The organism is Caulobacter sp. 10L414, from assembly GCF_056395525.1.
In genome coordinates, this window is sequence record NZ_JBFTJR010000098.1 from 1 (window position 1) to 12,627 (window position 12,627).

The 12,627-nt window shown below is 68.6% G+C and carries 13 protein-coding genes; 12 read left to right on the forward strand and 1 reads right to left on the reverse strand.

Annotated features, from left to right (window positions below; all coding sequences use genetic code 11):
* The first annotated feature begins 35 nt into the window (after positions 1-35).
* From scpB to dipM, 10 genes are all read left to right on the forward strand, one after another.
* Entirely contained in the window at positions 36-701 is a 666-nt protein-coding gene (gene scpB, locus AC1DCG_RS23980) for an SMC-Scp complex subunit ScpB (RefSeq protein WP_477031351.1), read from the forward strand.
* Positions 702-837: 136 nt separating this feature from the next.
* On the forward strand, positions 838-1,062 hold the full coding sequence (locus AC1DCG_RS23985) for a twin-arginine translocase TatA/TatE family subunit (protein ID WP_058349436.1): 225 nt from the start codon (positions 838-840) through the stop codon (positions 1,060-1,062).
* 110 nt (positions 1,063-1,172) lie between these two features.
* Positions 1,173-1,802: a Sec-independent protein translocase protein TatB gene (tatB, locus tag AC1DCG_RS23990; protein ID WP_477031352.1), complete on the forward strand. Its 630-nt coding sequence runs from the start codon at positions 1,173-1,175 to the stop codon at positions 1,800-1,802.
* A complete protein-coding gene (tatC, locus tag AC1DCG_RS23995) occupies positions 1,799-2,689 on the forward strand; it encodes a twin-arginine translocase subunit TatC (RefSeq protein ID WP_477037275.1) in 891 nt (296 codons plus the stop codon). Before tatB ends, tatC begins: the two co-directional genes overlap by 4 nt.
* A 43-nt stretch (positions 2,690-2,732) precedes the next feature.
* On the forward strand, positions 2,733-2,981 hold the full coding sequence (locus AC1DCG_RS24000; RefSeq protein WP_477037276.1) for a ribbon-helix-helix domain-containing protein: 249 nt from the start codon (positions 2,733-2,735) through the stop codon (positions 2,979-2,981).
* Positions 2,982-3,019: 38 nt separating this feature from the next.
* Positions 3,020-3,265, forward strand: a complete 246-nt coding sequence (locus AC1DCG_RS24005) for a type II toxin-antitoxin system RelE/ParE family toxin (RefSeq protein ID WP_477031360.1) — start codon at positions 3,020-3,022, stop codon at positions 3,263-3,265.
* Positions 3,266-3,348: 83 nt separating this feature from the next.
* A complete protein-coding gene (gene serS, locus AC1DCG_RS24010) occupies positions 3,349-4,788 on the forward strand; it encodes a serine--tRNA ligase (protein ID WP_477031355.1) in 1,440 nt (479 codons plus the stop codon).
* Between the two features lie 159 nt (positions 4,789-4,947).
* A complete protein-coding gene (gene surE / locus AC1DCG_RS24015; RefSeq protein WP_165262085.1) occupies positions 4,948-5,754 on the forward strand; it encodes a 5'/3'-nucleotidase SurE in 807 nt (268 codons plus the stop codon).
* Positions 5,754-6,413: a protein-L-isoaspartate(D-aspartate) O-methyltransferase gene (locus AC1DCG_RS24020; protein WP_165262087.1), complete on the forward strand. Its 660-nt coding sequence runs from the start codon at positions 5,754-5,756 to the stop codon at positions 6,411-6,413. Before surE ends, AC1DCG_RS24020 begins: the two co-directional genes overlap by 1 nt.
* A 105-nt stretch (positions 6,414-6,518) precedes the next feature.
* Complete coding sequence (dipM, locus tag AC1DCG_RS24025; RefSeq protein ID WP_477041715.1) at positions 6,519-8,429, forward strand: cell division endopeptidase DipM; 1,911 nt, start codon at positions 6,519-6,521, stop codon at positions 8,427-8,429.
* Between the two features lie 87 nt (positions 8,430-8,516).
* Here the strand turns inward: dipM and sodC are convergent, their stop codons facing one another.
* Positions 8,517-9,041: a superoxide dismutase[Cu-Zn] gene (gene sodC / locus AC1DCG_RS24030; protein WP_477031357.1), complete on the reverse strand. Its 525-nt coding sequence runs from the start codon at positions 9,039-9,041 to the stop codon at positions 8,517-8,519.
* Between the two features lie 114 nt (positions 9,042-9,155).
* Between sodC and gyrA the strand changes: the two genes are divergently transcribed.
* Together gyrA and coaD are read left to right on the forward strand one after the other, a co-directional pair.
* Entirely contained in the window at positions 9,156-11,912 is a 2,757-nt protein-coding gene (gyrA, locus tag AC1DCG_RS24035; RefSeq protein WP_477037192.1) for a DNA gyrase subunit A, read from the forward strand.
* A 22-nt stretch (positions 11,913-11,934) separates the two neighbouring features.
* Complete coding sequence (gene coaD, locus AC1DCG_RS24040; protein ID WP_165262095.1) at positions 11,935-12,423, forward strand: pantetheine-phosphate adenylyltransferase; 489 nt, start codon at positions 11,935-11,937, stop codon at positions 12,421-12,423.
* Positions 12,424-12,627 lie beyond the last annotated feature (204 nt).

Sequence of the window (12,627 nt, forward strand, 5' to 3'; positions counted from 1 at the left end):
CCCCCCGAAGGGCCGGAGGGGGAAGGCCCCGCACGATGACCCTCGACCCCATCTTCACCGAACGCTGCATCGAGGCCCTGCTGTTCGCGGCGGCCGAACCGCTGAGCGTCCAGGATCTGGCCAAACGCCTGCCCGACGGCGCCGACATTCGCCAGGGGATCGCCGACCTGCGGCAGACCTGGGCCGGGCGGGGGATCGAACTCGTCGAGGTGGCCGGCCGCTGGCGTTTCCAGACCGCCGCCGACCTTGCCTTCCTGATGACCGAGGAGCGCGAGGAGCCGCGGCGCCTCTCCAAGGCCGCCCAGGAAACCCTGGCCATCGTCGCCTACCACCAGCCCGTCACCCGGGCCGAGATCGAGGCCGTGCGCGGCGTGCAGGCCAGCCGCGGCACGCTGGACGTGCTGCTGGAGCTGGGCCTGATCCGCATGCGGGGGCGCCGCCGCACGCCGGGCCGGCCGGTGACCTTCGGCACCACCGACGCCTTCCTCGAGCACTACGGCCTGGCGAATCTGGGCGACCTGCCGGGCGTGGCCGAGATGAAGGCCGCGGGCCTGCTCGACCTCAACCTGCCGCCGGGCTTCACCGTTCCCGATCCGCTGGGGCTGCGCGACGACGAGGGCGAGGATCCGCTCGACGAGGGCGAGACCCCGGAATTCGCACAGGATTTCCTCGGCGAACTGGAGGGAAGCGACAAGGCCTAGCCTGTCTTGGCCGGGGCGCAATCGCCGCATTCCGTTCCGCTTGGCTCCGCGCCACGCGGACGCCTATATTATCTGAGACATTGTAACGACACGCCGCAGCGGCTAAAGCGCCGCTGTCGCAAGGAGCACCGCCGTTATGGGTAGCATGAGCTGGATTCACTGGGTGATCGTGATCGCGGTCGTCGCCCTGCTTTTCGGCGGTCGCGGCAAGCTGTCCGGGATCATGGGGGACGCCGCCAAGGGCATCAAGGCGTTCAAGGACGGTCTGAAGGACGACAGCAGCCAGGAAGTGGCCGACAACAAGTCGACCGGCGCCCTGCCGCGCACCGAGGCCGAGAAGGAAGACCTGCGCAAGTCGTAAGGTCGGTCTAGCCGCGCCGTCTTCGGAAGGGCGCGGCCTCGTTTTTCTGAACCGCCGCGGTTTCCGCCTCAGCGAGAGGTGGAGGCCGCGTCCGCTCTCAAGGCGCATATATGTTTCAGGAAGTCGGCGGCTTAGAGCTTCTGATTATCGCCGCGGTCGCACTGATCGTGGTCGGTCCCAAGGACCTGCCGGTCCTTCTGCGCAAGCTGGGCCAGTTCGTCGGCAAGATCCGAGGCATGGCCAACGAGTTCCGCGCCAGTTTCGACGAAATGGCCCGCCAGTCCGAGCTCGACGACCTTCGTCGCGAGGTCGAGGCCATGCGCGCGGGCCAGTACGCCAATCCGCTGCAGAGCGCCGTCGACGAGGCCAAGGACGCCGGCGTCGACCAGGTTTTCGCCGACATCGACGCCAGCCTGAACAGCGGTTCGGTGCAGGCCCATCCCTACGCCGCCCACAATCCCGAGCCGGTCGCCGAGCCGCAGGCCGATGCGGCCGCGACGCTGGAGCCGCCGGCCAAGCCGGCCCGCAAGCGCGCCCCCAAGGCCGTGGCCGAGCCGACCGTCGAGATCGTCGCCAAGAAGCCGCGCGCCAGGGCCGCCTCCAAGGACGTCGGCGTCGTCGCCAAGCCCCAGTCTCCAAAGGCTAAGGCCGCCAAGGCGCAAGTCGCCGCGCCGGCCGCCAAGCCGGCCCGCAAGCGCGCCGCCAAGGCCGCCTCTTCAAGCTCGGATGTCGTCTCGTGACCAACTACGATCCCGAAGACGAGATCGAGGCCTCGCGCGCCCCGCTGCTTGAGCACCTGACCGAACTGCGCTCGCGCCTGATCGTCTGCGTCGTGGCGCTGTTCGTCGGCTTCGGCGTCTGCTTCGCGTTCTCGACGCAGCTGTTCCTGTTCCTGATCCACCCGTTCGAGGTGGCCGCCGGCATGGTCGCCGCCAGCAAGACCGGGGCGCACCACAATCCGTTCGACCTGATCATGGTGCTGGTCGGGCTGAAGGACGCGCCCGTCGACGTCGCCCACCAGAAGTTCGTCTTCACCGCCCTGCTGGAGCAGTTCTTCACCAAGCTGAAGCTGTCGGCCTTCGGCGCCGTGGTGGTCACCTTCCCGGTGCTGGCCTGGCAGCTCTACCGCTTCGTCGCGCCGGGGCTCTACAAGAACGAGCGGGGGGCTTTCCTGCCCTTCCTGGTCGCTTCGCCGGTGCTGTTCCTGCTGGGCTCGGCGCTGGTCTACTACGTGATGCTCCCGTTCATCGTCTGGTTCTCGATGAACCAGCAGATCTTCGGCGCCGGCATCTCGGTCGAGCTGCTGCCCAAGGTTTCCGATTACCTGACCCTGGTGACCTCGCTGCTGCTGGCCTTCGGCCTGTGCTTCCAGCTGCCGGTGGTCGTCTCGCTGCTGGGCATGGCCGGGATCATCGATTCCAAGATGCTGCGCGCGGGCCGCCGCTACGCCATCGTCGGCGTGTTCATCGCCGCCGCCATCCTGACCCCGCCCGATCCCATCAGCCAGCTGACCCTGGCGATCCCCATGTGCCTGCTCTACGAGGTCGGCATCTGGTGCGTCTGGATCATCGAGCGCGGCCGCAAGAAGCGCGAGGCCGAGGAGAGCAAGGACGTCGTTGCGGTCTAGGCTGTCGTTTGACAATCCAGACCGTCAGTTCCAGGCTGACGTCATGGCGACGATGAACGTCTCTTTGTCGAAAGCTGACAAGGATTGGGTCGAGGAGCAGGCCCGAACCGATCGCTGCGACACGCCCGCAGACTATGTGCGGGACCTGATCGAGCGTGATCGGGCGCGCCACGCCAAGATCCAGGCCATGCAGGTGCTGGTCGACGAGGCCTTGGCGTCCGGCGACAGCGAGCATGGCATGTCCGAGATCCTCGAGATCGCCCGGGCGCGGGCCAGCGCGCTTGGCCTATAGGCTCAGCCGCCGAGCCAGGGACGATCTCGTCGATATCTATATCGAAGGCGTACGCGCTTTTTGGCCGGCAGCAGGCCGAGCGCTATCATGCGGGCCTTGAAGAGGTCTTCGGCTTCCTGGAAGCCTTTCCTCGGGCCGCTCCCGAACGCTCCGACATTAAGCCTCCGGTTCGCGTCCATTCCTACAAGGCGCACATCATCGTCTACATGCTGGACGGTCACGACGTGCGTGTGCTGCGCGTTCGGCATGCTCACGAGGATTGGAGCGTCGATCCTGTCGGCTGAACGCCGCGCGAAAAGGTTGGCGCCCTTGCCGACGCGCCTTAGAGAAGGGCGTTTCTTAACGACTTCCTGCCGAGCTCATTCCGATGCACGACATCAAGGCCATCCGCGACAATACCGAAGCCTATGAAGCCGCCTGGTCGGCCAAGGGCCGTTCGGGCGCGGCGTCGGAAGCCGTCAAGCTCGACGCCCAGCTGCGCGCGGCCCAGACCGCCCTGCAGGAGGCCCAGGCCAAGCGCAACGAAAGCTCCAAGCTGATCGGCATGGCCAAGGCCAAGAAGGACGAGGCCGAAGCGGCCCGTCTGATGGCCGAGGTCGAGGCGCTCAAGGGCCGCATGGCCGAGGCTTCGGAAGAAGAGCATCTCGTCGGCGCCAAGCTGAAGGACCTGCTGGCGTCCTTGCCCAACATTCCCGCCGCCGAAGTGCCGGAAGGCGAGGACGAGGCGGGCAATGTCGAGCAGCGCCGCTGGGGCGATGCGTCCAAGCTGCCGGCCGGCCGCCTGAACGCTCCCAAGGACCACGTCGACCTGGGCGCGGCCCTCGGCGGCATGGACTTTGAAGCCGCCGCCCGCATGAGCGGCGCGCGCTTCGTGGTGCTCAAGAAGGAGATCGCCCGGCTCGAACGCGCCCTTGGCCAGTTCATGCTCGACCTGCAGACGGTCGAGCACGGCTACACTGAGGTCAGCCCGCCGGTGCTGGTCAAGGACGAGGCGCTGTTCGGGACTGGCCAACTGCCGAAGTTCGAGGATGACCTATTCCTGGCGACTTCCACGTACCTTCCGCCGGATTCCGTTAAGGTGGATGGAGTTGGCCTGTACTATCCAAAAGTAGATGGTGCTGACGTTTTGCAAAAGGCGGATGGAACTATCTGGGTGGTTCCACCGGAAGGAGCTCGGGGCAAACTCGCTCAAGCGCGCAAGTGGCTGATCCCCACCGCCGAGGTGTCGCTGACCAACCTCGTGCGTGAGCAGATCACCGGCGAGGAAGAGCTGCCGCTGCGCCTGACGGCCCTGACCTACTGCTTCCGCTCGGAAGCCGGCGCCTCGGGCCGCGACACCCGCGGCATGATCCGCCAGCACCAGTTCCAGAAGGTCGAGCTCGTTTCGATCACCACGCCCGACCAGTCGGAGGCCGAGCACGAGCGCATGGTCGAGTGCGCCGAGAGCGTGCTGAAGAAGCTGGAGCTGCCGTTCCGCACCATGCTGCTGTGCAAGGGCGACATGGGCTTCGGCGCCCGCAAGACCTACGACCTGGAAGTCTGGCTGCCCAGCCAGGCGACCTATCGCGAGATCAGCTCGTGCTCGAACTGCGGCGACTTCCAGGCTCGCCGCATGGACGCCCGCTACAAGAAGGCCGGCGAGAAGGGCACGCACTACGTCCACACCCTGAACGGCTCGGGTCTGGCCGTCGGCCGCACCCTGGTGGCCGTTCTGGAGAACTACCAGGACGAAGCCGGCCGCATCGCCATTCCGGCCGTGCTGCAGCCCTACATGGGCGGCCTGACCCACATCGGGGGCGCTGCGTGATCGGATCCGCCTTCAAGTTCCTCCCCCGTGTAACGGGGGAGGGGGACCGCGAAGCGGTGGAGGGGGCGAGACTGGGCGCCGTGCGAGCCGTCGCCCCCTCCGTCACGTCGCCGATGGCGCCGCGCCACCTCCCCCGTTTCACAGGGGAGGAGCAGTAAGATGCGGATCCTCCTCACCAACGACGACGGCATTCACGCTCCGGGGCTTGCGTCCCTGGAGCGCATCGCCGCTGCCCTGTCTGACGACGTCTGGGTCGTCGCGCCGGAATACGAGCAGTCGGGCGCCAGCCGGGCCCTGACCCTGGCCGACCCGCTGCGCGTGCGGAAGATCAGCGAGCGTCGGTTCGCCGTCGAAGGCACGCCCACCGACTGCGTGGCGCTGGCGTTCCAGGAACTGGTGCAGGGCGCGCGGCCCGACCTCGTCCTGTCGGGCGTCAACCGCGGCCAGAACCTGGCCGAGGACGTCACCTTGTCGGGCACCGTGGCCGGCGCCATCGAAGGCATGGTGCTGGGCGTTCCGTCCATCGCCCTGTCGCAGGCCATGACCTATTTCGCCGACGAGGTCGTCGCCCACTGGGAAACGGCCGAGCATTTCGCGCCGGGCATCGTGCGCCGCCTGCTGGAAGTGGGCTGGCCGTCGGACGTGGTGATGAACGTCAACTTCCCGCCGATCCCGCCCGAGCGCGTCGATGCCGTGGAAGTGACCCGGCAAGGCTTCCGCGACTCGCACTTGCGGCGCATTGAAAAGCGGACCGACCTGCGCGGTCGCGACTACTACTGGACGGGCTTCACCGCCAAGCCGTCCAATCCGCCGGAGGGCACCGATCTGAAGGCCGTTTACGAAGGGCGCATCTCGGTGACGCCCCTGCATATCGACCTGACGCACAACGCCACCGTCGCGGCCCTCAAGGGCGTGCTGGGCGGGGCGCCGCCCAAGCTCGCCTCCAAGCCGGAGCCTGGCCTGTGATGGCGAGCGCCAAGCGCCCGGAAACGCCAGAAGCGCTGCTCAAGCGGCTGCTCGACGCCCTGCGCGCCCAGGGCGTGACCGATCCGGGCGTGCTGTCGGCGATCGAGAAGACCCCGCGCGACCTGTTCACGCCCGACCTCTTCAAGGAGCGGTCGTGGGAGGATTCGGCCCTGCCGATCGCCTGCGGCCAGACCATCAGCCAGCCGTTCATCGTCGGCCTGATGACCCAGGCCCTGACGGTCGAGCCGCGCTGCCGCGTGCTCGAGATCGGCACCGGCTCGGGCTACCAGACCGCGATCCTCAGCCGGGTGTCGCGCCTCGTCTACACGGTCGAGCGCTATCGCACCCTGATGAAGGAGGCCGAGGCGCGCTTTGCGACCCTGGGCCTGACCAACGTCATCACCAAGTTCGGCGACGGCTGGGAAGGCTGGCGCGAGCAGGCGCCTTTTGACCGTATTATGGTCACGGCTGCGGCGCAGGAAGAGCCTAAGGGGCTCCTGGCTCAGCTCAAGCCCAACGGCGTGCTCGTCGCGCCCGTTGGTCGTGGGCCGGTTCAGAGCCTCCGCCGCTATGCCGGCGACGGGAAGGGGGGCTTCACGGTCGAAGCCCTGTGCGACGTGCGTTTCGTCCCGATCCTGGAAGGCGTCGCCCGCGAGTAGAGCGGGCCTGGCGTCCACAGGTTCGGTGACGTCGCGCGTGTTTGGTTAAGGTTTGATTCACCCTTGCGGCGGCGACTTGAAGGCTCCGCGAGGAAAGGAGAGGTCATGAGGCAGTTGTGGACGCAAGCGGCGGTGATCGCGCTGACGGCTGGAACGCTCGCGGCCTGCGAGACGACCGGCGCCCAGTATCCCACCCGCGTCGAGGCCGGCGTCAGCCCGCCGCTCGTCCAGGCTCCGCCCGCCGTCCAGACCCCGCCACCGGCCGCCCAGCCGCCTGAGGACGACGCCCCGCCGGTGACCGCGCCGGTCGCCGCCGGCGCGGTGTCCAGCCAGCCGCTGGCGCCCGTGCCCTCCGACATTCCGCCGCCGCCCCCGCCGCCGGCCGACAGCCGCCCGATCCCGGCGCCGGCTCCGGTGCAGCAGGCGCCGGCCATGCGTCCGGTCGTGGTGACCACCACCGGCGGCAAGGTCGTCGACGTCAGCGGCGGCCCGCAGACCTACACCGTCCAGTCGGGCGACGGCCTCGACGCCATCGGCCGCAAGATGGGCATCTCGCGCGTCGAACTGGCCAAGCTGAACGACCTGGAAGAGCCCTATCGCCTGAAGCCGGGCCAGAAGCTGAAGGGCCCCTCGACCAAGGCGAAAGCGTATGTCGTCGAGAGCGGCGACACCCTCAGCGCCATCTCGCGCCGCTTCGGCGTCACCCCGGCCGCCCTGGCCGAGGAGAACGACCTGTCGAGCGGCGCCTCGATCCGCGCCGGCCAGAAGATCCGCCTGCCGGAAGGCTACAAGGACAAGGGTCCGTCCAAGACCACGGTGATGCAGCCGGTTCCGGGCGGTTCGTCCACCCTGGCCRGGGCCGCGCCCGCGCCGACCCGCACGCCGACCGCCTCGGCCCCGCCGATCGGTTCGCGCCCGGCCGCCGCCCCGCCGCCGTCGCGCCCTGTGGTCGACGACGAGCCCGCGCCCGCCGCGACCACCACCACGACCGTCAGCATCACCGGCAAGGTGATCGAGGTCGTCGGCAAGCCGAAGATCCACACCGTGAAGTCGGGCGACGCCATCGACTCCATCGCCCGCGATCTTGGCACCACCCGCAAGGACCTGGTCGAGGACAACGACCTGAAGGCCCCGTACGTGATCCGTCCGGGCCAGAAGCTCAAAGGCCCGGCCACCACCGACAAGGCCTATGTGGCCGAGAGCGGCGACACCCTGGCCGGCATCGCCAAGCGCTTCAACGTCAGCGTCTCGGCGCTGGCCAAGGAGAACAACCTGCGCACCGGCGCGTCGGTCAAGAAGGGCCAGAAGGTCGTCCTGCCCGACGGCTACAAGGACCGCGGCCCGGTCCGCACGACGGTGACCACGCCCGCGCCGCGTCCCTCGACGCCGGCTCCGACCACGACCGCCCAGACGCCGATCGGCGCCTCGCCGGCCCCCGCGCCGTCGACCAGCGGCCTGCCGTCCAGCCCGCGCCCGTACACGCCGTCGGGTTCGTCCTCCAGCTATCCGCGTCCCAGCGCGCCGGTCTCGGCCCAGCCGATCACCCCGCCGCCGGCCCCGTCGCGTCCGATCATCGAGAGCAGCGCTCCGCCGACCGAGGCCGAGATCACGGCCGCCGGCCGCGGCCGCTTCGTCTGGCCGGTGCGCGGCGAGACCATCTCGGACTTCGGCCCCAAGGGCACGGGCCAGCGCAACGACGGCCTCAACATCCGCGCCTCGGCCGGCGCGCCGGTCAAGGCCGCCGCCTCGGGCGAGGTGGTCTACGCCGGCAACCAGGTGCCGGGCTTCGGCAACCTCGTGCTGGTCAAGCACGCCGACGGCTGGGTCACGGCCTACGCCCACCTGGCCACCACCGACGTGAAGATGCGCCAGCAGGTCGGCCAGGGCGAACAGCTCGGCACGGTCGGCCAGACCGGCGGCGTTAACGAGCCCCAGCTGCACTTCGAGGTCCGCTACGCCCCGACCCCGAAGGACAAGGCCAAGCCGATCGATCCGGGCCTGGTGCTGCCGCGCTAGGTTCGGGAAGCATCCCAAACAGAAACGGCCTCCGGAGCGATCCGGAGGCCGTTTTCGTTTCCGTCGACTATGGAGGAGGGAAGGGGGCTACTTCACCACCCCGCAGGCGCTGCGCGCGCCGGCGCCGCCGATCGGCTGGCTGGTGTGGTCGTCGGGGCTGGCGTGGATGACGATGGCTGAGCCGTCGGCGTCCAGCAGGGCGGGGCGGCCGCCCGCGCCCTTCAGCGACACCAGGGGCGAGAACACCTCGGTCACCGCCACGCCGTCGGCGGCGGCGTAGAGGTTGGGCAGGTCGCCGTTGTCGTTGCCGTTCGGGTTCAGGAGGCCGTGGACCACCGTGGTGGTCGTGTGCACGTGGGCGCCGGCCGACTTGAAGTCGGGGGTTCCGCAGTCGCCCTTCTCGTGGAAGTGCAGGCCGTGCCAGCCGGGCGTCAGGCCCTTGGCCTCGATCTTCAGCAGCACGCCGTGCGGCGCTTCGGTGATCGTCCCGGTTCCGATGGTCTTGCCGTCGGCGCCCTTGATCTCGGCGGTCGCGACTGCGGGCGCATCGGCGGCCGAGGCCGTGGTGGCGGCCACGAGGCCGGCGGCGAGGAAGAGGGCGGTCAGACGCATGAAACTGCTCCGGTTCGCTTAGGAACGTTGGGGCGGCGAAGGTGGCGCCGTCCGTGTCAGAATGCTAACTGTTTCCGACTGTTCCGTGTTCGATTCTGACGGCGAAAAATCCCCTTGAGCGACGATCAAAACACTCTGCCTCCCGAAGGGCCGCGCGGAGACATCGCCCCGATCAACATCGAGGACGAACTGCGCCGTTCGTATCTCGACTACGCGATGAGCGTCATCGTCAGCCGCGCCCTTCCGGACGCGCGCGACGGCCTCAAGCCGGTGCACCGCCGGGTGCTGTTCTCGATGCACGAGCAGGGCCAGACGCCCGAGCGCCCGTACGTCAAGTCGGCCCGCGTCGTCGGTGACGTCATGGGTAAGTATCACCCGCACGGCGACGCCTCGATCTACTTCACCCTGGTGCGCATGACGCAGTCGTTCTCGATGGGCCTGGTGCTCATCGACGGCCAGGGCAACTTCGGCTCGGTCGACGGCGATATGCCCGCCGCCATGCGATACACCGAGTGCCGCATGGCGCCGCCGGCCATGTCGCTGCTGGCCGACCTCGACAAGAACACGGTCGACTTCGCCGACAACTACGACGGCAAGGAGCAGGAACCCACCGTCCTGCCGTCGCGGATCCCCAACCTGCTGGTCAACGGCGCGGGCGGCATCGCCGTCGGCATGGCCACCAACATTCCGCCGCACAACCTGGGCGAAGTCATCGACGCCTGCCTGCTGCTGATCGACGAGCCCGAGGTCACCACCGACCAGCTGCTCGACCTCGTGCCCGGTCCGGACTTCCCGACCGGCGGCGAGATCATCGGCCGCTCGCCGCCGCGCAACGCGCTGCTCACCGGCCGCGGCTCGGTCGTGATGCGCGGCGTGGCCAGCGTCGACGAGATCCGCACCGGCCGCGAAGCCATCATCATCACCGAGATCCCGTATCAGGTGAACAAGGCCAACCTCGTCGAGCACATCGCCGAGCTGGTCCGTGACAAGAAGATCGAGGGCGTCGCCGACATCCGCGACGAGTCCAACCGCGACGGCATGCGCATCGTGGTCGAGCTCAAGCGCGACGCCTCGGGCGAGGTGATCCTCAACCAGCTCTATCGCTTCACGGCGCTGCAAAGCTCGTTCGGCGTCAACATGCTGGCCCTGAACCGCGGCCGTCCCGAGCAGATGGGCCTGCGCAAGCTCCTGGAAGTGTTCGTCGAGTTCCGCGAGGAAGTCGTCGTCCGCCGCACCAAGTTCGAGCTGGGCAAGGCCCGCGACCGCGGCCACGTGCTGGTCGGCCTGGCCATCGCGGTGGCCAACATCGACGAGTTCATCCACATCATCCGCTCGTCCAAGGACCCGGCCGAGGCGCGCGAGCGCCTGGTGGCCAAGGCCTGGCCGATGGGCGACATGCTGCCCCTGGTCGAGCTGATCGCCGACCCGCGCTCGGTGCAGGAAGACGGCGGCTTCATCCGCCTGACCGACGAGCAGGCCCGCGCCATCCTGGCCCTGACCCTGTCGCGCCTGACCGGCCTTGGCCGCGACGAGATCGGCAACGAGGCCGAGGCCCTGGCCGAAGCCATCCGCGGCTATCTCGAACTGCTTTCCGACCGCGCCAACATCATGGCCGTGGTCCGCGAAGAGCTGGTCGAGGTGAAGGACAAGTTCGCCATCCCGCGTCGCAGCCAGATCGTCGACGGCGACGCCGACGTGGAAGACGAGGACCTGATCGTCCGCGAGGACATGGTGATCACCGTCACCATGGGCGGCTACGTCAAGCGCACCCCGCTGGCCAACTACCGCACCCAGCACCGGGGCGGCAAAGGCAAGTCGGGCATGGCCACCAAGGACGAGGACGCCGTCACCCGCGTGTTCTCGGCCTCGACCCACGCGCCGCTGCTGTTCTTCACCTCGGGCGGCAAGGTCTACAAGATGAAGGTGTGGCGCCTGCCGCTGGGCGCCGCCAATTCGCGCGGCAAGGCGTTCGTCAACCTGCTGCCGATCGAGCCGGGCGAGACCATCACCTCGATCCTGACCCTGCCCGAGGACGAGGCCACCTGGGACGGCCTGGACGTGATGTTCGCCACCCGCTCGGGCAGCGTGCGTCGCAACAAGCTGTCGGACTTCGTCGACGTCCGCCGCAACGGCAAGATCGCCATGAAGCTGGACGAAGGCGACGGCATCGTCGGCGTCGCGGTCTGCAACGGCGACCAGGACGTGCTGCTGACCACGGCGGCCGGCCGCTGCATCCGCTTCTCGGTCGACGAGGTGCGGGTGTTCGCCAGCCGCGATTCCACCGGCGTTCGCGGCGTGAAGCTGGCCTCGGGCGACACCGTCATCTCGATGGCCGTGCTGCGCAGCGTCGACGCCGCCCCGGCCGAGCGCGCCGCCTATCTCAAGCACCAGCGCGCCCTGCTGCGCGCAGCCAACGGCGAGGAGGGCGAGGAAGCCCCGGCGCCGGAGGAGACCGACGAAGAGGCCGGCGAGGCCAGCCTGACGGTCGAGCGCATCGCCGAACTGGGCGCGGCCGAAGAGATCATCCTGACGATCTCGTCGGAAGGCTACGGCAAGCGCACCAGCGCCTATGATTTCCGTCGCACCGGCCGTGGCGGCCAGGGCCTGGCGGCCCAGGACCTGTCCAAGCGCGGCGGCAAGCTGGTGGGCTCGTTCCCCGTCGACGAGAGCGATCAAATCCTGCTGGTGACCGACGCGGGTCAGCTGATACGGTGCCCCGTCGCGCAAATTCGTGTTGCAGCGCGGAATACTCAGGGCGTAACCGTCTTCCGCACGGCGGCCGACGAGCATGTCGTGAGCGTCGAACGTCTGGCCGAGGCCGGCGGCGACGAAGGACAGGACGACGCAAGCGGGGCGGATGAGACCCCGTAAGTCTGGAAACGCAGGGGGTTTCATGCGCATCGGTCTCTATCCCGGGACGTTCGACCCGGTCACCAACGGCCACCTCGACATCATCGGTCGGGCGGTGAAGCTGGTTGATCGGCTGGTCATCGGGGTAGCCGTGAACATCGGCAAGAACCCCCTGTTCTCGCTCGACGAGCGGGTCGCCATGCTGCAGCGCGAGACCGCCCACCTGGGCGGCGCCGTGATCGACGTCCGGCCGTTCGACAGCCTGCTGATCCATTTCGCCCGCGAGGTCGGGGCCCAGATGATCGTCCGCGGCCTGCGGGCCGTGGCCGACTTCGAGTACGAATTCCAGATGACCGCGATGAACCAGCAGATGGACCGCGAGATCGAGACCGTCTTCCTGATGGCCGACCCGCGCCACCAAGCCATCGCCTCCAAGCTGGTCAAGGAAATCGCCTCGCTCGACGGCGAAGTCGGCAAGTTCGTCAGCCCCGGCGTCGCCACCGACCTGATCGCCAAGATCAAGGCCCGCTGACCTCAAGGTCCTCCCCTTTGGGGGAGGCGGCCGCCGTCGGGCGGCTAAGACCGCAACCCTCAAGGAACCTCCCCCCGTGGGGGAGGCGATCGCGCAGCGATCGGTGGGGGGAGTGACTGCGAAACCGGCCGCCGCCTCGAAAGCTGAAACCGGCCCCCCACCGGCCTTCGGCCGCCTCCCCCACAGGGGGAGGTTCGCCGATCA